The following is a 19,411-nucleotide window of genomic DNA, read 5'->3' as shown; positions in this document are numbered from 1 at the left end:
TTGACAAAAAGTAAGTGAATAACTTATACTCAACTCAAGAGTTAAAGAAATTACGCAAAAAGAAAAAACGGACGAAGGAGTTCTAAGGAGCTCTTCGAACCTATAGATTATTCATGAGATGAAATTTGAACCAGGTGAAGGGGTTACGATCACATTCATGAAGTAAAATTTTCGCATAATATCTTTAATCTAAGAATACCAATTTGTAACTATTTGAATGGAGGAAAAAAACATGTTGGATGTAGGACTTTTGTTGATTCGTTTGGTAATCGGTTTGTCGTTTATGGCTCATGGTGCACAGAAATTGTTTGGTTGGTTCGGGGGTTATGGGATCAAGGGTACAGGTGGATGGTTTGAGTCCATGGGGATGAAGCCTGGTGCACTCGTTGCACTGCTGGCAGGTTTGGCGGAATTCGGTGGCGGCTTGCTGCTGGCTCTGGGTCTGCTGACTCCAGTTGGTGGCATTCTGATTGCACTGACCATGGTGATTGCGATTGTGAAAGTTCATGGTGCGAATGGATACTGGTCTACACAAAACGGATTTGAGTATAATCTTGCGATCCTGGTGATCGGTGTGGCGTTGGCTCTGACCGGTGGAGGACAATACGCACTTGATGTATTGATTTTCTAAGTAAGCTAGGAACGTGAATTAGGAGTACCTGGATGCCAATCTATTGGCTGAAAGGTGCTCTTTTTTTGCGATTGGAAAAGTGAAGAATCCTTTGCAGGTAATCGGTTATTTTCGGTAAAGATTATGGTACAATAGGAGAGTTGGGTAAGAAGCAGGTTAACGGTTTGTTATAGCAGCACAGGAATAGGGAGGATGAACTCCGTTGTAAATGTGTAAAATTAAACCTAATGTGCAAAAATCGAAGGAAACAATCAACCGGTATCGCCGGATTGCATAAAAGATTGAGATCAGACCGGCCAGGCCGGTAATTAACGTTGAATGAACGGATGAAAGGGATAGAACCTATGAGCAAAGCAGATAACATTCTTCAACAGGAAGTGGACAAACGCCGGACGTTTGCCATTATCTCTCACCCGGATGCGGGTAAAACCACATTGACCGAGAAGCTGTTGCTGTTCGGGGGCGCGATTCGTCTCGCCGGTACGGTCAAAGCGCGGAAAGCAAGCAAGCACGCTACAAGTGACTGGATGGAAATCGAGAAACAGCGGGGGATCTCGGTTACTTCTTCCGTCATGCAGTTCGATTATCTGGGTCATCGTGTAAACATTCTGGATACACCGGGTCACCAGGACTTCAGTGAAGATACCTATCGTACACTGACGGCTGCAGACAGTGCAGTCATGTTGATTGACGTGGCCAAAGGTGTCGAGGCACAAACCATCAAGCTGTTCCAGGTTTGTGCGAAGCGCGGCATTCCAATCTTTACGTTCATCAACAAACTGGACCGTGAAGGACAAAGCCCGTTTGATCTGATGGAAGAGCTCGAAAACGTACTGGGTATTCGCTCCGTACCGATGAACTGGCCGATCGGTACAGGCCGCGATCTGTGCGGCGTGTATGACCGGATGAAAAATCAGGTGGAATTGTTCCAAGGGGACGATCACTCCACGATTAAAGTGCAAAAAGTAGACGGCTACGAAGATCCGATTATCCGCGAGATGGCGGGAGAATATCTTCATGATCAGTTGTGTCAGGATCTGGAGCTTCTGGATGTAGCAGGAGATCAGTTCGATATGGAGAAGGTACAACGTGGAGAGCTGACCCCGGTATTCTTCGGCAGTGCCATCAACAACTTCGGTGTGCAGACATTCCTGGAGAACTTCCTGCAGCTGGCTCCTAAGCCTGAGCCGCGTCACAGTACCGCGGGTGAGATCGAGCCGACGAATGAGAAATTCAGCGGATATGTATTCAAAATCCAGGCAAACATGAACCCGGCACACCGTGACCGTATCGCGTTCCTGCGGATCGTGTCTGGTAAATTCCAACGGGGGATGAGTGTTAAGCATAACCGTGTGGGAAAAGAGATTAAGCTGTCCCAACCACAGCAATTCCTGGCTCAGGATCGGGATATCGTAGAAGAGGCATATGCTGGCGATATCATCGGATTATTTGACCCGGGTATTTTCCGGATTGGCGATTCACTTAGTCAGGGAAGTGAGGTTGTATTTGATGAAATGCCAACCTTCTCGCCAGAGATTTTTGCCAAAGTAACCGTCAAAAATGCACTGAAACATAAACAGTACCAAAAGGGTATCGACCAGTTGACGGAAGAAGGAACAATCCAGGTGTTCAACACGGTGAGTTTCGATGAAACACTGCTTGGTGTTGTAGGTCAGCTCCAGTTCGAGGTATTTGAATACCGGATGAAAGGCGAGTATGGGGTAGATGTACAGCTGCAGCGTATGCCTTATCAGTTTGCTCGCTGGATCGTGGACGAGAATCTGGATCCAAGCAAATTCCGGATTAACTCTACCCTAGTGAAGGATAAAAAGGGGAATTACGTTGTCCTGTTCGAGAATGAGTACGCAATGAGAACAGCAATGGACAAAAACCCGACTGCTCAATTCCTTGAGACAGCTCCATAAGTTTAGCTTAAAATGAAGCCATTATAATAATGGCAGTAATACAGCAATGATAAAGATCCCTCCGCCTTCTGGCGGGGGGATCTGTTGCTTTGCACCTTACTTCGATGGCAGGTATGATCCAGCCGGATAAGGGAAAGCTTTCTTTTGCAGGCAGAACAAACGTGATGACGGTTACCGATCCCTTTCAATACCTCGATTAGCGAAGCGGTTGAACGGGGATGGTGTGCAGATGCTCCTGCGCGACTTGAATCAACTCATCCTGCTTCGCAGAATCAGTGTTCTTCCAGATCATTTCGAAAATGGCGCCAAGTCCAGGCAATGCGGCTTCCGGTCCATCGACAGAGCCTTCAATCATCTCCCGGAGCTGATCATCACTTTTGTCATGAACTTTATGAACAATCGCTTCACGCAGGCTTAATGTAATTGGCATCGCAATTCCCTCCTCGTATATTCGGCTGCTCCTATACTGTTCCCTGGGAAGCGTGAGCGCATTCAAGTTTATCCGGCTTTGTGGTATACTACGAAGGATATTTAAGTAAGCATTGACATCTGAAAGGATGCGCAAGAGCTGAAGTGCAGCGGGAGGTTAAGACCCTAATGGCTAAGAAACAGTATGCCGTAATTGGCATGGGGCGGTTCGGATCAAGTGTGGCCAATGCGCTGAGTGGTATGGGATTCGACGTACTGGCAATTGATGCGGACGAGCAGCGGACCCAGGAAATGTCCAATGTGGTGACTCATGCTGTATCGGCAGATTCAACAGATGAAGAAGCGCTGCGTGCGCTGGGTATACGAAATTTTGACGTTGTCGTTGTGGCAATCGGTGAAGATATTCAGGCGAGCATTTTGACGACCCTGATTTTGAAAGATATGGGTGTACCGGTTCTGATCGTTAAGGCACAGAATGAGCTGCATGGTAAAGTGCTGCAAAAGATTGGAGCGGACAAGGTCATTTACCCTGAGCGGGATATGGGGCTCCGGGTAGCCCATCATTTGACCTCCCCTAACATACTGGATTACATTGAGTTGTCTGAGGATTACAGCATTTTGGAGATGAGAGCTTCCGAACAAATGATTGGTAAAAACCTGTTGGAGCTTAACATTCGTGCACGTTTCGGTTGTAACGTGATGGCAATTCGCAGCGGGAATTCCATGAATATCTCTCCGTATGCCGAGGATCGGATTGAAGCTGGGGATGTATTGATCATAGTGGGCCACAAAGACCATTTGACGAAAATGGAGCTCGCCTATCCGAAGTGATCTCTCGGAGTCACCCGGAGTAAATTGAACGGCAGACGGGAAGGATGGAAAGATGGATATCGTATCACCGCAAAATACACGTGTGAAGGAATGGGCACAACTGCTGGAGAAGAAGCACCGTACCCGTCAGCATAAATATATCATTGAAGGCATTCACCTGGTACAGGAGGCGCTGCGTGCGCAAGCTGATCTGGAATGCATTGTCTACGATGGGGAACAAGGTGTGCCTACTGAACTGGCGGGACTCGAAGGACCGCTTCAGCGAATAGAATGGATCAGCGTATCGCCGGCTGTGATTGCCAAATGTACGGATACGATGACACCTCAGCCTGTTTTTGCCATTGTTCGTAAAGGTCGTGAGCCGCTGGAAAGCCTGCTCTCTGGTGAACGTCGGCTAGTTGTGGTGCTGGATGGGGTGCAGGACCCAGGTAATGTGGGGACGATCATCCGCAGTGCTGACGCAGCCGGAGCAGCCGGTGTGGTGCTAGGTACAGGCTCTGCCGATGTGTATAATCCAAAAACGATTCGTTCAACGATGGGATCCTTGTTTCATTTGCCCATTGTGGAAGGGCAGCTCGAATCTTTGCTTCCGCAAGCGAAAGCAGCGGGCGTGAAGCTCGTAAGTACTTCTTTGCAGGCAGAGTATTCGTGTTATAGCTATGATTTTACTCAATCCGTTTGGCTTGTGATCGGCAATGAAGGCAAGGGGATATCCGAGTCTACGGCAAGGCTTGTGGATGACGCGATTACGATACCGATGCAGGGACAAGCTGAATCGTTGAATGCCGCAATGGCAGCGACGATTTTGATGTTCGAAGCGATGAGACAGCGGATGGTTTAGCTTATAGATCGGTAAATAGTAAGTATGATATAGAACAAGGATTCAAGAAAAACAAATTAAGCTTATTCCTACTTTTGTGAGAGATAGGGATGAGCTTTTTTCTTTTGGAATAGAAAGGTTATCGAGCAATCAGAAAAATGAACTGGATCAGAGAGAAACTCTACAACTATCTGGAGAAGCTAGGACTTGAAATCAGGGAATCCAGCAATAAAGAATAGTGAGAAGAATCTGAACATTGCTTGTCCTGTTAATCTGACATCAAATATGATTTGGATACAAAATAGTGTTCAAAATGAGTGAGTTAAGGCAGAGGATACGTTACTTCGCTTCTTTCAATGTGTAGATACTAAATTCATGTCCTCCCTTTTACGTTCAGCCGATATTGATGCGGAGTTGTACCTGTAACGGAACGGAATACTTTACAGAAGTAGGAAGGCGTGGACATGCCTACACGATGACCGATTTCCGGGACGCTGTATGAATTACGGGCAAGTAATACGCAAGCGTGACGAATACGGGTAGCTTGAGTATAGGCGACAATGGTCGTTCCTGTGGCCTTTTTGAATACATGAGACAGATGATAAAGAGACATGTGCAGTTCTGCAGCGAGATCTTTGAGTTGAAAGGGTTCATGGTAATGTTCCTCAATCCACTTCATGATGGCTTCAGCGTGAGGATGAAGGAGACTGTTGAAGGTTGGACGCACGGATTGGGAGAGGGCATGCTTGTTTTCTTTCCATATGTATTGAATCTGTACGAGCAGGTTCAGTAAAAAGAGCCGGGCAGTCTCCTCTTCTCCTTCTCCATGGAGTCCGTTGAGATGAATCTGCGCGAACTGTTCTATGAATTGCACCAGCATGGAAGAAGAAGGAAGAGTGAAAGGTGCAATAGGTGTAGGTTGTCCCAGAAGCTCCTGTACAAAATGATGAGTAGCCGTAAAATACCGCCAGGTTTCCTTCAGCACATCAAGATCATACATAAGTACACTACGGACAAAAGGATGCTCATCCGTAACCTGAATCTGTACCTGATGCAGCTGAAAAGGACGGAAAATCATCAGTGTACCCGGTTTAAGCGGAAAAGCTTGTCCTTCCGTAATTAACTGGCCATACCCATCATGAATGTAGGTCACTTCCATTTGGGCATGGGCATGAAATATTTCACGAAAAGTCGTGGTGGATGTACGTCGGCAAGCCAGATCGAATTGCTCCTTGTCTAACATGGACAATTGCCTATTCCTCCCTCAACATGAGCACAAGATCCTTTTATTTTAACACAAGATACACGCATAAAAGCGCTTAATAATTGTGTATTGTGAAAGGAACAAGGGAGGTATGTTCAGATGTTAAAAGTAGCGATTATTGGAGCTGGAGCAATTAGTGGAGCACATATCTCAGCCTATTTGGCCTTTCCCGATCGATGTCAGATTGTAGCTGTGGTTGATATGTATCCTGAGAAAGCACAGAAACGAATTAATGAACATGGACTGGAGAATGCACAGGCAGTAGCGGATTATAAAGAATTGCTGAGCCAGAATATTGATGTGGTCTCTGTCTGTACTCCGCCGTATACACATGCTCCCATTGCATGTGACTTTTTACTTGCCGGTGCTAACGTGCTGGTGGAAAAACCGATGGCTTCCTCACTGGAAGAAGCAGACCAGATGCTGAAAGCAGCCGAACAGAGCGGCAAACTTCTGTCGGTCGTGGCACAGAATCGGTTCACTACACCGATGATGAAGCTTAAGGGCGTGCTGGACAGTAAGCTGATGGGCCCGATAGTACATGTTCAGGTGGATTCATTCTGGTGGCGGGGTCATAACTATTATGATCTATGGTGGCGTGGGACGTGGGAAAAAGAAGGCGGAGGCTGTACGCTTAATCATGCTGTACATCATATTGATGCCATGCTCTGGATGATGGGTCCACCCGTGGAACTGCAGGCCATGATGGCCAATACATCGCATGATAATGCTGAAGTGGAAGATGTGTCGATGGCCATGCTTCGGTTCCGTGAAGGGGCACTTGGCATGATCACGAGTTCCGTTGTGCATCACGGAGAAGAGCAGCAGTTAATTTTTCAAGGCAAAGAGGCCCGGGTATCTGCTCCGTGGAAAGTCGTTGCCTCAACGGCACGTAGCAATGGATTTCCGGAGCCAAATCTGGAGCTGGAACAGCAGATACAGCAGAAGGCTGACGCATTGCCAGATGTCATTCACGTCGGTCACGCCGGTCAGGTCGAGAATGTGCTAAACGCCATTGAGACCGGATCACCACTTCTGGTGGATGGACGGAGCGGGCGGAATACACTTGAACTGATTGTAGGTATATATAAGTCCGCGAGTACGGGGGAGAAAGTTACCTTTCCTCTGGAAACAGGCGATGCGTTCTACACACGTGAGGGTATAATGCAGCATGCGGTGCACTTTTACGAAAAGAAGAAGGCAGTGGAGAACTTCGAGGATTTGAGTATTACGCTGGGGACCCAGTTGGAGTCAAATTGAATAAAGGAATGGATAACAAAAAGATGCCAATGTCTCATAATAAAAGTGAGGCGGCATCTTTTTTGCTAGACCAGAATCTTACGCATATATGTTATCAAATTTATCATATAAATGGACGATAATTTGACTACCTAGGCTGCCTTGGACTATCCGATTCTACATATTGGAACAACCTAAATGACACGCAATGTAGCTTTATTGCAACATCAGCTGTACTTTTGTAGAGAATTCATCCAAAATACTCCGGTTACCTGCCACTTTCCTCACGAAAAAGGGGACTGTATTTGCAATCGAAAGGGAACGTTATTGAGGGGTTGAACCAATTTCTGTAATAGTATTACAGCCACTTGTCCGCCCATCGCTCCACTGCGCTTAATGCCCTTCCCAGCTCCGTCCCTTTGCGGGACAACATATATTCTGTCCGAACTGGTCGCTCTGTAACCACATGGCGCACGACCAGACCTTCTTCCTCCAGTTCTTTCATTCGTTCATTCAGTACGCGTTTGCTCAAGTCAGGGATATAAGCGTGAATTTCACTGAATCGTTTGGGCTCATCCATCAACGCATGAATAATGAGGGCAACCCACTTTCGGCCAATGATCTGATAAGACTGTTCCACCTTTTCGCATATTTGCTTGGCATTCTCATCATCGCTCATAATTGTACTCCTTTGAATTAGTTATGCTTATTATAGCACTAGTATACTTATTGTAACCTGGCTGTCTACAAGCATTATGTATAAAATATCACATACCAATTGTTTATAATCTTACCACATAAAGCGTTAACAATAAATAAAAACCCTGTAAACACTGGTGTTCACACGTTAGACACGATTGTTGACGAATTGTGACGACAGGTGTAATATGGGTAACGTTAATTCAAATGGTTACAATTTATAACCTTGGTTTAAGGTTGTGGAGAGAAGGAATGTTCCATGGTTAAATTCGGGTATGGTAAATAAACGGAGGCAAGGCGGGTCATGCACCCACTTATTCCGTCTTTTGTCATGCTTGGATTTGAACATTTTGCACCATCATATACTATACTGCACAGATCACAGGAGGCACTCCAATGGACGCAATGACATTTGTCCTGTTCGGGGCAACAGGCGATTTAGCCAAACGCAAGATTTACCCTGCATTATATAACTTGTACATTGATCAAAAAATGCCAAAATCCTTCTCCGTTATCGGTCTTGGACGGCGTGAATTGTCGGATGCTGACTTCCAGGCGAATGTAGAAAAGTCACTGCATGAATTCTCACGGCAAACGCCTAAAGAAGAATCCCAGGTACGTGATTTCATTGGAGCTTTCCGTTATTGCTCCCTGAACAATACGAAGCTTGAGGATTACACGAAATTGCTGAAAATCGTCGAGCAGCGTGAACGGGAACTGAGCATTCCGGAAAATCGCATGTTCTACATGTCGGTTGCACCAGAATTCTTTGAGCCAATCGCACTGAATATTCAGGAAAGCGGCCTGGGCAACACCAAAGGCTGGAAGAAGCTGATTATTGAAAAACCATTCGGACACGATCTGCAATCTGCACGTGAACTGAATGAGAAACTCAGCAATACTTTTGCAGAGGAAGAAATTTATCGCATTGACCATTTCCTGGGCAAACCGATGGTTCAAAATATTGAAACCCTGACCTATGCGAACCCGGTTATTCAGGCATTGTGGTCCAACCGTTACATTGCCAATGTACAAATCACGGCTAGTGAAACGGTTGGTGTTGAAGAACGTGCTGCGTATTATGACCAAAGTGGTGCCGTACGCGATATGTTCCAGAATCATATGCTTCAATTGCTGATGATGATTGCCCTGCATTTGCCAAAACGCTGCACACCGCAAGAAATTCAGTTTAAAAAGCAAAAGATTGCTGAAGCTCTTCGACCACTAACTAAAGAAAACATCGCTTCTGAGGTCGTACGTGCTCAATACGGCGCAGGCGAGCTGCAAGGGAAATCCGTTGTCGGCTATCTGGACGAGCCTGGTATCCCGGCTGGTTCCCAGAACGATACGTATGTAGCGGCGAGATTATGGATCGATGATCCATTCTGGAGCGAGGTTCCATTCTACATTCGTACAGGTAAACGACTGGCTGAGAAATCCACACGCATCGTCGTTGAGTTTAAGGCGCCGCTCAAAACGGGTCATGAATCCGAAAATACGACCGAGCCTAACCTGCTGACGATTGAAATTGGTCCAGGGGAAAGCATTTCGCTTCAATTGAATGCGAAGAACCCATTGAATCATGGTGAAGTGGAGCCAATCAACATGACATTTGCTTCAGGCAAACGCAATATTCCGGAAGCTTACGAAAACCTGATCTTTGACGCTATGCGTGGAGATTCCACCTTCTTCGCTCACTGGAACGAAGTGGAGCTGGCATGGCAGTGGGTACAGCCGATTCTGGAAGCCTTCCAAGATGGCAGTGTACCGCTGGATACGTACAGCGCAGGCTCGCAAGGACCTGATTCCGCAGATCGTTTGATTGCAGAGAATGGCTATCGTTGGTGGTAAGCACATCTAAGGCTAACTGATTATACCGTTCCAATTTTGCATAAGTCCTTCCGGCCAATGGCCGGAAGGCCGTAAAAATTTTTGATATAGATGTTGCTGAACATGGTTTGTTTTAAGCGGTGTAGTGCAGGGGACGGAATCGATTCTGCAGAAGCGAAGCGTTCGCCTTTGTATCCAAATTTCAACTATATATAGTGGAATTAAGAAATTTGGATACAACAGCGATCGGAAGAACGATCCGTAACCGGAACGATTACCGCGGAATGCAAGCATGTTGGATACAGTATGAAAAAATGCATTAATAATTGTTCATAACAGGAGGATTTATCATGAAACTTGGACTTATTGGATTGGGCAAAATGGGATTGAACCTGGGCAGAAACCTGATTGACCACAAACATGAAGTAGTTGCTTTTGACTTGAACACTGAAGCTGTTAATGAAATGAAAGAATACGGCGCACAAGGCGTTTCTTCTTATAAAGAAATGGTTGAGTCTCTGGAATCTCCACGTGTACTGTGGATCATGGTTCCTCACAATGTAGTTGATGCTGTACTGGCTGAAGTAAGCCCGCTGCTATCCAAAGGCGATATCATTATTGAAGCAGGTAACTCACACTACAAAGAGTCGATCCGTCGTTACGAGGAATTGAAACCATCCGGTATCCACTACATGGATGCAGGTACTTCCGGTGGTATGGAAGGCGCACGTAACGGTGCTTGTTACATGATCGGTGGAGACCCTGAAGCTTGGGCAATCGTTGAGCCAGCATTCAAAGACACTGCAGTAGAGAACGGTTATCTGTATGCAGGTAAAGCAGGTAGCGGTCACTTCCTCAAAATGGTGCACAACGGTATTGAGTACGGTATGATGGCATCCATCGGTGAAGGTTTTGACGTACTTGAGAAAAGCGACTTCGACTTCGACTTCGAAAAAGTGGCTCGCGTATGGAACAACGGTTCCGTTATTCGTTCTTGGCTGATGGAGCTGACTGAGCGTGCATTCTCCAAAGATGCGAATCTCGATGAAATCAAAGGTGTAATGCACTCTTCCGGTGAAGGACGCTGGACTGTGGAAACAGCATTTGACCTGCAAACTGCTACACCAGTTATCGCTTTGTCCTTGCTGATGCGTTATCGTTCCCTGGAGACAGATACATTCACAGGTAAAGTGGTAGCAGCACTGCGTAACGAATTTGGCGGCCACGCTGTAGAAAAAAAATAAGTTCATATATAACTGTTAACATATAAGGTTGTTCGGGTAATGAATATCATCGTGTTTATAAATTCATCAAGTGGAGGGAACATATCATGAAATTTTTCTTGGATACAGGGAATGTTGAGGAAATCAAACGGATTGAACGTCTTGGTCTGGTGGATGGAGTCACGACCAACCCGTCTTTGATTGCCAAAGAAGGCCGAGTATTTAAAGAAGTGATTCAGGAGATCTGTGGCATTGTCAAAGGCCCGGTCAGTGCTGAAGTTGTCGGTCTCAAAGCCGAAGATATGTTGAAGGAAGCTTATGAAATTGCTGAATGGGCACCGAATGTAGTCATTAAACTACCGATGACCGAAGAAGGGCTGTATGCTTGTCATGAGCTCACGCAAAAAGGAATCAAAACCAATGTAACGCTGATCTTCTCGGCAGCACAAGGCCTGATGGCGGCAAAAGCAGGAGCGACTTACATCAGCCCATTCGTTGGCCGTCTGGATGATATTGCAGTGGATGGCATGAAGCTGATTCGTGATCTGCGTCTTATCCTGGATACGTACGATATGCCGTCCGAGATCATTGCAGCAAGCATCCGCAACATCAAACATGTTGAAGATGCCGCCCTTTCCGGTGCGCACATTGCGACGATTCCTGGATCGCTCCTGCCAACATTGTGGAAACATCCACTGACAGATAGTGGCATCGAGCGCTTCCTGAAGGACTGGGAAACTGTTCCTAAATAATGTTGCGAAAGACTCATACTTGTATAAAGCATATGGCATAAACGGATCAAAGCCTTCACCTTGCAGAGTAATCTGCAGGTGAGGGCTTTTTTTATTATGAAGAAAAAGAATAGCTACGCCACTCTGAGCGAACCGCCAATTTAATAAACGGATGTTGTCGCTGTCACACGGGTGCTGTCCTTCTTTTTCGGGACAACGGTGCATAAGGATAACATATAACCCTAGAGCTCATCCCGCAGGGAGAGGGGGACACCCGATGATGAGAAAAAGATGGCGGAGCCGAAGACGACGGAAGCCGCCAAGCGGCAAACGCAAGATGTGGCTAATTATTTTACTGGTAGCGGTATTTTGCCTGATGCAGGGCTTTGCGTATGTGGACAAAAAAATGAAGCCGCCAATTATGCATTTGGCCAAAATACGGGTGAAGCAGATTGCTACGGAAGCGATCAACAAGGCCATAACGGCTCAGGTGGCGGAAGGCAAATCGACCGAAGGGCTGATTGACTGGAAAACCGATACTGCCGGTAAAGTGTCCGGTTTCATGCTGAACTATGATGAGCACATGCGCATTACTGCAAGTACGATGAACATTGTGCAGTCCACGTTACAGAACGTGCATATGTTAAAAGAGAAAATCCCCCTTGGTCAGGCTCTTGGTAGCCCGGTCTTGGCATCCTTTGGCCCGAATATTCCCGTTCGTATCGAGCCACAGGGGGCTGTGAAGGTAGATCTGAACACCAGGCAGCAGAATGCCGGAATCAACATGATCCTGGTAGAGGTGTACATTCATATCATTGCTGAAGTGGCCGTGGTGGTTCCCTTCGATATGGAGCCAGAGACGGTAGATACCGAAATACCGATATCCTACCTGCTCGTGGTTGGGGATGTGCCCATGTATTACTACGATAATCAGGGCAAGCCGGTAGGCAGTAACGGCAGCAGTGCACCATCCATTGCATTACCATCTGGCCAGGCTGGCGTATCCGGTGGTGCTGGCGTGACACCGAATCCTTCCGGTCAGAACCAGCAGCAGACACCAGGCGGTCAGATGCAGGGAGATGAGCTGGAGCTTGAGCCTGATCTTACAGGAGAAAATGGTGGGCTACCGCTCGATACTGACGTGAATCATTGAATGGATTCGAATTGAAACGAACTAAAGAAGTTCAATCAACAAAAAAACGGGATCCTCTCCTAAGAGGGTCCCGTTTTTCTATTTGCTTTTCGCCTTGGCTTTTTTCTGCTGGCGCTCTTCTCGTTCCCAATGCTTCAAAAGCGGGTAAGGGTCAAACGACCATTCCGTCAGTCCGGTATCCCGGTAGATTCCGTAATGCAAATGGGGAGGGAATTTGCCCTGGGTACCTGGTTTGCCATAGCCGGAGCTGCCTACCCAGCCTACGACTTGACCGGGGGTAACGACCTCGCCAATATGGGCATTCTTATCAAAACCGGATAGATGAGCGTAGTAGTGATAGTGGTTATTCAAATCACGAATGCCAATCCGCCAGCCGCCAAAGGGATTCCAGCCCTTGATCTCCACGACACCGTAACAGGTGCTGCGCACGGGAAGTCCGTGGGGAGCGAAAATATCTGTTCCCTCATGGATACGATAACCACCCCAGCTTCGTTTGGTCCCCCATGTGCTGCGATAGGAATAATTTGTGCCGAGCGGCACGGGAAACGCATGGGTAAACAAATCGATGCTGTCAAAATGCTCATATAATTTCGCAAACTGCTGAATACGCTGCACGGCCCGGGTATTATGGTAATACTCCCACAGGGCAATGCTGAAGTCCTCCTGACGGGCACCAAATCTCTGAATGACGTTCGCCATACTGTACAGCACATCCAAGTCGTTGTTGGCATCCGCCAGTCCGTCTCCCGATCCATCACGGCCGTATCCATTAAAAAAAACGATGGAGCCTGGCTGTTGATCCGTCTCGTCCGGGTTAAGCCAGCCTCTCCAGGCGGGAGATGTCATGAAAATCCCGGTCAGTCGCTCTGGGTGCTTGCGGTCTTTGGGATGAGCACGCGTCAGAGTTCGTTCATATTGGTCGATGGCTGCGAGTCTGAACCAGGGGATGCCGGTAATTTGTTCAATGCTCTCATATAAGCTTCGGCGTGCTTTTAAAATCTCCGCTGGTTTCATTTCGGCAGGTTCCGTTTTGGCTGGCGCAGCAGAGGATTCACCATGAACATCAATAACAGGCAAGAATGGGAGAAGCAATGTGCCTGCAAGTAGGGTTTTAATCCAAAAAGAGTGAGTGAAGCGCATTTTGTTGCGATTTTGCACAGGGAAGCAGCCCCCTTTCCATTGAGATGATGCACAGGCGTGCCCGGTGGACCAAGCTATAACCTAGCGTTCTTCAAAAGTCCTTATTTTATCCGTGTAAGGGTGGATTGCACAAGATGTGACAAATGGGGGTTTTTCCAGCGCTTTCATGGTATAATATGTTCCGAGCAACAGCCTAACTTCATTAGAAAGAGGGTTTACGCATTGGCTAAACGTGTTAAGGAACCGAAACCGGACTGGATTCGGATTAAATTGACAACCGGCGATAACTATCAGGAAATGAAAACGATGATGCGTTCGAAGACGCTGCATACAGTATGTGAGGAAGCAAGATGCCCGAATATTTATGAATGCTGGGCCAATCGAACAGCTACTTTTATGATTTTGGGCGACATTTGCACACGGGCATGCCGCTTTTGCGCGGTGAATACCGGCTTGCCGACGGAACTTGATTTGCAGGAGCCAGAACGCGTCGCAGAAGCTGCGGAGCAAATGAACCTGCAGCACTGTGTTATTACAAGCGTCGCTCGTGATGATTTGAAGGATGGCGGAGCGACCATTTTTGCCGAGACGGTAAAGGCAGTTCGACGCCGCTTGCCTTTATGTAGTGTAGAAGTGTTGATTCCGGACTTCCTGGGTGATCGGGATTCCCTGAAAATTGTCATGGATGCCAAACCTGACATTCTCAATCACAACATTGAGACGGTAGAGCGGTTATCGGACAAAGTCAGAGCCAAGGCCAAATACAAGCGTTCACTTGAATTGCTTGCTCGTGCCAAAGAAATGCAGCCCAACATTCCGACCAAATCCAGCATTATGCTGGGTGTAGGTGAGGAATACCAGGAAATTTTGCAAACCATGGATGATCTGCGTGCTGTGGATTGTGATATCATGACGATTGGTCAGTACCTGCAGCCATCCGAGAAACATCTGTTTGTTGAGAAATATTATCCGCCAGAAGAGTTCGCAGCATTGAAGCAGGAAGGATTGAAACGTGGATTCAGCCACGTGGAATCCGGACCGATGGTACGCAGTTCCTACCATGCACATGAACAGGTTAAATCTGCTGCAAAACATGCGGACCAGGCGGCAACACACGCATAATGGAGGACACTGGATTGGAAGAAGAAAAAAGCACTGAGCAGGTTCAGGACACGGTCCAGGATCAGCCTCAGGATAAACCAGAAGAAAAAGTACAGGAAAAAATTATCGTTCAGGTGAACGGTAAAAATTATGAGATTGTGCAGAACCATAAAGAAGGCTGGAATCCGGAAGTTTTCCGCGACCGGTACAGTGAAGTGCTGGAGCGCTACGATTACATTATCGGGGACTGGGGCTACAGTCAGCTGCGGCTCAAAGGCTTTTATCGTGATAATCATCCCAAAGCCACGAAAGATTCAACCATCTCCAGCATGGTGGATTATATCAATGAATATTGTAACTTTGGCTGTGCTTACTTTGTTCTTCAGAAGAGCAAAGAACAGCCTCAAGCCAAAGCAAAAAGCGGCTCCTGATAAGGGCCGCTTTTTTTGTGCATGTTATTATATCCGGGAGTATTCTTTGGTGAACAACAATCAGCTTGTTTCCGAACCAGGCTAGTCCAAAAAGGCAGTGCGAACCCGGTTCCAAAACGGATAGGGGCGATATCGGGCAAAGCTTACCTTGTGACTTGCTACCTGACAACGTACGGAGATCAGATCCTCCACCATGACATTTACATGATCGATTGTCAGCAGCAGCCTTTGGTCCTTACGCGAGAAAATGTCACAGTGATGGTGCTTGGGCAAAATAACCGGTGAACCCAGCGTCCGATAGACACGGTTATTGATTGAAGCAATTTCAGCAATCTGAATTGCCTCAATGGTCGGATGCACCATGGCACCACCCAGGGCCTTATTATAGGCGGTACTGCCTGAAGGCGTGGATACACAGATCCCGTCACCCCGGAACATCTCGAAGGTCACATCATTAATGTCGACTTGGGCTACGACCGTACCGTCCACACCTTTTAACGTAAATTCATTTAAGGCAATATAGGAGGTGTTACCCGATTTTTTACGGATTTCAAGCTCCAGCAGCGGGTATTCTACAATTCGGGGTTTGAGTCGTTCGGGATCCCCTTTTCCGCTCATCAATCGTACCAATTCCTGTAATTCGTCCTTCTTCCAGTCGGCATAAAAACCGAGATGGCCTGTATGAACCCCAACAAAAGCAATGTCCGGGATCCGGTCGATGAAATTGTGAAATGCCTGCAGCATAGTACCATCGCCTCCGATGGAGATAACAATCTCCGGCGATTCTGCATCCAGCTTGAACCCTTCTTCTTTTGCCAGCGCATGAAACTGCTGACTCAGATCAATCGATAACTGGTCTCCGCGGTCTTGAACATAGTATCTCAAGATGAAAGCTCCTTTGTGGTCATTATATTACCGATGATAATCAATTCCAGAGCAGAACACAACGCTTGGATTGATATTCATTCGAAATATAGGTGCGCAAGCATGGTTTATTTTTGGAACCGTCTCGGAAAGAGCAGGATACGAAGCAGGGAAAAGAACAGCAGCAAAAGCAGCACCCCGCCAAGGACCAAGAATCCGAACCATATCATTTGTCCCGCATCTGGTGAGTATATAGCTGTAGCTGCAGGTGATAAGCTGGTCTCACTTATGGCGGGCCATGCGGATTGACCCATTATGGGTACCCACAGTAATAAAACAAGGACAGGTGCGATTAGAGCATGTATGGCTCTGGCAAAAAGAAACGGTCCATATCGCATCGGTGTGTTGCTTAGTATGCTCATGATCTGGGCATGTACCGACAATCCTCCCCAGGACAGCACAAATGCAGCAGCGGCTGCCTTGTAAACAAGAGGAACGGCTGTACCTGCTCCTCCCGCTTCCTTGGCTCCAAGAGTCACTTCAAACAAACCACCTACAAGACTCTGCGATAAGGCAGGTGGCAAGTTCATGAAGGTGAGCAGCTGCTCTGTCATTTGATACAGCACGCCAAGTGATCCGGTCTGTACAAGTAACTCCATCATGACAGAGAAGAATACAACAAGCCCACCTACGATAATAATAAGGCGAAGGGATGAGGAGACAGCCTGGCGAAGTAGTTCTCCAAATGCACGCCCATCTGCCATTCGTGCCTCATGCATGGCATGGATAGCCTGTATGAGTCTGCTGCCTCTTTGCTTCTCGGTTGAGGTTGAAGGCGTAGGGGATGGAGAAGATGAGCTAGCTGCCCTTCCATGGAATCGCATGAGCAGACCAACGATGAAGGCAGCGGCATAGTGAGAAGCGACCAGAACCGGAGCAACGGCTACATTGTGAAAAAAACCGACGGATACTGCACCGATCATGAAGATGGGATCGGATGAAGTAGTGAACGCCACGAGCCGCTCACCCTCTTCCCGCGTGACCAGCTTTTGATCCCATAATTGAGCGGTTAATTTCGCTCCTGTCGGATAGCCGGAGGCGCAGCTGACCGCAAATACAAAACCTCCGCTTCCTGGAACACGAAACAGGGGGCGCATGAGTGGATTTAACAGGGTCCCGAGAAAATGGACAATGCCGAAACCTAGCAGCAGCTCGGAAAGAACCAGAAAGGGAAAAAGCGACGGGAATAACACATCCCACCAGATGGAGAGCCCTCTCACACTTGCATGCCAGGTCTCTGCAGGGAACAGGACCATAAGAAAACAGAGAACGAGGAGAGCGAGTGTAATCAGAACATGGGTAAGTTTGTATGAAGCTGCCATGCATACCTCTCCTTTATATGATAATGGTCGTTAAGCCTGCTGCAGTGAGTGTCGCTTGTGCCATCAATATATGAACCAAGGCGGACAAACAGTACAAATTAATATCCGGAAAGCGCTTGCAAAAATGGCTGTATTTTTAAACGATGTATGCTAAAATGATAAAAAACGCCTGAACGTCACCTATTTGTCCAATAGGGTGAAATTCAAATCGGATGGAGTGATGATTATGAGTCTTGTCACCGGAATCCTGGTCTGTGCTTTTGTCTATGTGATACGTGCCTCGCTTGTACGTTCTGAAGAAGAGGACTGGCGAAGTTATTAATGGAATATATGGTGCGCCAATCTTGCGATTGGTGCTTTTTTTGTGTCTTCCGAAGTGAAGAGGCTCTAGAGGAAAAGGATCAAAGACATCTTGACTTGCTGATGTTAGATAGGACTTTTGGGATTTTTTTGATAGAATGAAGATAAAGGTGATGGCAACCTGATCTCGATTTTGTTTTCACATTTAAGCATTGATGTGTAAGATATGCCAAAATTCGACACGACTAGTGAGGGTTAGATGAATGAATCCCAATCTGAGTATTTATGAAAATCTGGGCGGAGAGCAGGGTGTTCGGGCATTAGTTGAAGCCTTTTACCCTATAGTCCAGCAAAACGAACAACTGGCTCCTCTATTTCCGGAAGATATACAGCCGGTTATGGACAAGCAATACATGTTTTTGTCTCAGTTTTTCGGTGGACCTGCGTTGTTCTCTGAAGCGTATGGTCATCCGATGATGCGTGCCCGCCATATGCATTTTGAGGTGACCGTTGAACGGGCACATGCCTGGCTGGCATGCATGGATCAAGCGTTGACACAGATCGGTGTGGAAGAGCCGCTGCATTCTTTTGTCCTGCAGCGTTTGTCGGGGCCGGCACATCATTTTGTGAATACGCCGTAACTCCGAATATAGGTAAAACGGGAGAGGGATGGAACGAGTGGAATTAGAACCTCTATATAAAGTGAAGGTCACATGTCATTATTGTGAAACCGAGTTTGAAACCTCCAGAGTCAGACCGAGCTTGAAGCGGCCCTATCGGACAGATTCCGATTTTTGTGCCTACTATAAGCTGGAGAATCCGGATTTCTATGTTGTGCGGATCTGCCCTGAATGCGGGTTTGCATCGACAGAGAACTCGACAGATAAACTGACTGACAAGCAGCGGCTTGCGTTCAAGGAACAGATCGGTAATCGTTGGGAGAAGCGGGATTACAGCGGAGCACGGACATTAGATCAGGCACTGGCTACATACAAGCTCGGTCTATTCTGTGCTCAGGTGATCCAGGAGAAGGATCGCATTGTAGCAGGACTGCTGCACCATATCGCCTGGCTGTATCGTTACCGGGAAGATCATGAGCAGGAACGGCGCTTTCTGGAGTTTAGTCTGGAAGCTTATGTTAGAGTGTTCGAGCGGGAAGGCGCAGGCAGTAATGAAGCAAGACTGCTGTATCTGCTTGGTGAGCTGAACCGCAGAGCAGGCCACTTCCACGAGGCTGTCAAATGGTTCGGGCGTGTCATTCACGATAAACGGATCACGGATGCGGCCATGATTCGGGCATCCAGAGAGCAGTGGGCCCTGCTGAGGGAACAGATGATATCCGGCAGGATGGAACTGCCTGAAGAAATGATTGAAGCAGATAAAGAGGCTGCTAAGCGCAGCCCCATCTAATTGAACTT

General features: G+C 47.2%; 19 protein-coding genes. 13 read left to right on the top strand and 6 right to left on the bottom strand.

Annotation, left to right across the window (positions count from 1 at the left end; genetic code table 11):
* Positions 1 to 232 precede the first annotated feature (232 nt).
* Entirely contained in the window at positions 233 to 631 is a 399-nt protein-coding gene (locus AC3WQ3_RS09375) for a DoxX family protein (RefSeq protein WP_492472052.1), read from the top strand.
* A 344-nt stretch (positions 632 to 975) separates the two neighbouring features.
* The gene (locus tag AC3WQ3_RS09370; RefSeq protein ID WP_095292207.1) at positions 976 to 2,556 is read left to right on the top strand and encodes a peptide chain release factor 3; all 1,581 of its coding nucleotides are present in this window, start codon (positions 976 to 978) and stop codon (positions 2,554 to 2,556) included.
* A gap of 196 nt (positions 2,557 to 2,752) precedes the next feature.
* Here the strand turns inward: AC3WQ3_RS09370 and sspI are convergent, their stop codons facing one another.
* Positions 2,753 to 2,986, bottom strand: a complete 234-nt coding sequence (gene sspI, locus AC3WQ3_RS09365; RefSeq protein ID WP_095292206.1) for a small acid-soluble spore protein SspI — start codon at positions 2,984 to 2,986, stop codon at positions 2,753 to 2,755.
* Positions 2,987 to 3,153: 167 nt separating this feature from the next.
* Here sspI and AC3WQ3_RS09360 point away from each other — a divergent pair, with 167 nt between their 5' ends.
* Positions 3,154 to 3,816: a potassium channel family protein gene (locus AC3WQ3_RS09360; protein WP_127538885.1), complete on the top strand. Its 663-nt coding sequence runs from the start codon at positions 3,154 to 3,156 to the stop codon at positions 3,814 to 3,816.
* 52 nt (positions 3,817 to 3,868) lie between these two features.
* Positions 3,869 to 4,657: a TrmH family RNA methyltransferase gene (locus AC3WQ3_RS09355; RefSeq protein WP_492472051.1), complete on the top strand. Its 789-nt coding sequence runs from the start codon at positions 3,869 to 3,871 to the stop codon at positions 4,655 to 4,657.
* Between the two features lie 352 nt (positions 4,658 to 5,009).
* Here the strand turns inward: AC3WQ3_RS09355 and AC3WQ3_RS09350 are convergent, their stop codons facing one another.
* A complete protein-coding gene (locus AC3WQ3_RS09350) occupies positions 5,010 to 5,879 on the bottom strand; it encodes an AraC family transcriptional regulator (protein ID WP_492472068.1) in 870 nt (289 codons plus the stop codon).
* 120 nt (positions 5,880 to 5,999) lie between these two features.
* Between AC3WQ3_RS09350 and AC3WQ3_RS09345 the strand changes: the two genes are divergently transcribed.
* Positions 6,000 to 7,160 (top strand): Gfo/Idh/MocA family protein, encoded by a 1,161-nt coding sequence (locus AC3WQ3_RS09345; RefSeq protein ID WP_336783099.1) that lies wholly within the window; start codon positions 6,000 to 6,002, stop codon positions 7,158 to 7,160.
* 337 nt (positions 7,161 to 7,497) lie between these two features.
* On the opposite strand, the gene AC3WQ3_RS09340 is transcribed toward AC3WQ3_RS09345, so the two are convergent.
* Complete coding sequence (locus tag AC3WQ3_RS09340) at positions 7,498 to 7,818, bottom strand: winged helix-turn-helix transcriptional regulator (protein ID WP_183525318.1); 321 nt, start codon at positions 7,816 to 7,818, stop codon at positions 7,498 to 7,500.
* Positions 7,819 to 8,234: 416 nt separating this feature from the next.
* Here AC3WQ3_RS09340 and zwf point away from each other — a divergent pair, with 416 nt between their 5' ends.
* The 4 genes from zwf (at position 8,235) to yunB (ending at position 12,775) form a co-directional block, all read left to right on the top strand.
* Positions 8,235 to 9,689 carry a glucose-6-phosphate dehydrogenase gene (zwf, locus tag AC3WQ3_RS09335; protein ID WP_492472049.1) on the top strand — a complete coding sequence of 485 codons (1,455 nt, stop codon included), beginning with the start codon at positions 8,235 to 8,237 and terminating at the stop codon, positions 9,687 to 9,689.
* 329 nt (positions 9,690 to 10,018) lie between these two features.
* The gene (gnd, locus tag AC3WQ3_RS09330) at positions 10,019 to 10,912 is read left to right on the top strand and encodes a phosphogluconate dehydrogenase (NAD(+)-dependent, decarboxylating) (protein WP_095361222.1); all 894 of its coding nucleotides are present in this window, start codon (positions 10,019 to 10,021) and stop codon (positions 10,910 to 10,912) included.
* 86 nt (positions 10,913 to 10,998) lie between these two features.
* The gene (gene fsa / locus AC3WQ3_RS09325; protein ID WP_336783094.1) at positions 10,999 to 11,643 is read left to right on the top strand and encodes a fructose-6-phosphate aldolase; all 645 of its coding nucleotides are present in this window, start codon (positions 10,999 to 11,001) and stop codon (positions 11,641 to 11,643) included.
* 256 nt (positions 11,644 to 11,899) lie between these two features.
* A complete protein-coding gene (yunB, locus tag AC3WQ3_RS09320; protein ID WP_201281170.1) occupies positions 11,900 to 12,775 on the top strand; it encodes a sporulation protein YunB in 876 nt (291 codons plus the stop codon).
* Positions 12,776 to 12,853: 78 nt separating this feature from the next.
* Here yunB and AC3WQ3_RS09315 read toward each other — a convergent pair whose 3' ends face one another.
* A complete protein-coding gene (locus AC3WQ3_RS09315) occupies positions 12,854 to 13,915 on the bottom strand; it encodes a M23 family metallopeptidase (protein WP_492472066.1) in 1,062 nt (353 codons plus the stop codon).
* A gap of 222 nt (positions 13,916 to 14,137) precedes the next feature.
* On the opposite strand from AC3WQ3_RS09315, the gene lipA reads away from it, so the two are divergent.
* Both lipA and AC3WQ3_RS09305 read left to right on the top strand, forming a co-directional pair.
* Positions 14,138 to 15,037, top strand: a complete 900-nt coding sequence (gene lipA / locus AC3WQ3_RS09310; RefSeq protein WP_492472047.1) for a lipoyl synthase — start codon at positions 14,138 to 14,140, stop codon at positions 15,035 to 15,037.
* Between the two features lie 14 nt (positions 15,038 to 15,051).
* On the top strand, positions 15,052 to 15,447 hold the full coding sequence (locus AC3WQ3_RS09305) for a YutD family protein (protein WP_246058480.1): 396 nt from the start codon (positions 15,052 to 15,054) through the stop codon (positions 15,445 to 15,447).
* 81 nt (positions 15,448 to 15,528) lie between these two features.
* Here AC3WQ3_RS09305 and AC3WQ3_RS09300 read toward each other — a convergent pair whose 3' ends face one another.
* Both AC3WQ3_RS09300 and ylbJ read right to left on the bottom strand, forming a co-directional pair.
* Positions 15,529 to 16,332: an NAD kinase gene (locus AC3WQ3_RS09300; protein WP_095292189.1), complete on the bottom strand. Its 804-nt coding sequence runs from the start codon at positions 16,330 to 16,332 to the stop codon at positions 15,529 to 15,531.
* Positions 16,333 to 16,439: 107 nt separating this feature from the next.
* Positions 16,440 to 17,693: a sporulation integral membrane protein YlbJ gene (gene ylbJ / locus AC3WQ3_RS09295; RefSeq protein ID WP_492472046.1), complete on the bottom strand. Its 1,254-nt coding sequence runs from the start codon at positions 17,691 to 17,693 to the stop codon at positions 16,440 to 16,442.
* Positions 17,694 to 18,256: 563 nt separating this feature from the next.
* Here ylbJ and AC3WQ3_RS09290 point away from each other — a divergent pair.
* Together AC3WQ3_RS09290 and AC3WQ3_RS09285 are read left to right on the top strand one after the other, a co-directional pair.
* Positions 18,257 to 18,634, top strand: coding sequence for a globin domain-containing protein (locus tag AC3WQ3_RS09290; RefSeq protein ID WP_095361226.1), 378 nt, complete (start codon positions 18,257 to 18,259; stop codon positions 18,632 to 18,634).
* Between the two features lie 37 nt (positions 18,635 to 18,671).
* Positions 18,672 to 19,403: a DUF2225 domain-containing protein gene (locus tag AC3WQ3_RS09285; protein ID WP_492472045.1), complete on the top strand. Its 732-nt coding sequence runs from the start codon at positions 18,672 to 18,674 to the stop codon at positions 19,401 to 19,403.
* Positions 19,404 to 19,411 lie beyond the last annotated feature (8 nt).

This window comes from Paenibacillus sp. FW104-T2 (assembly GCF_058789975.1).
Note: the sequence above shows the minus strand (reverse complement) of the source record. Positions and strands in the feature narration are given on the sequence as shown.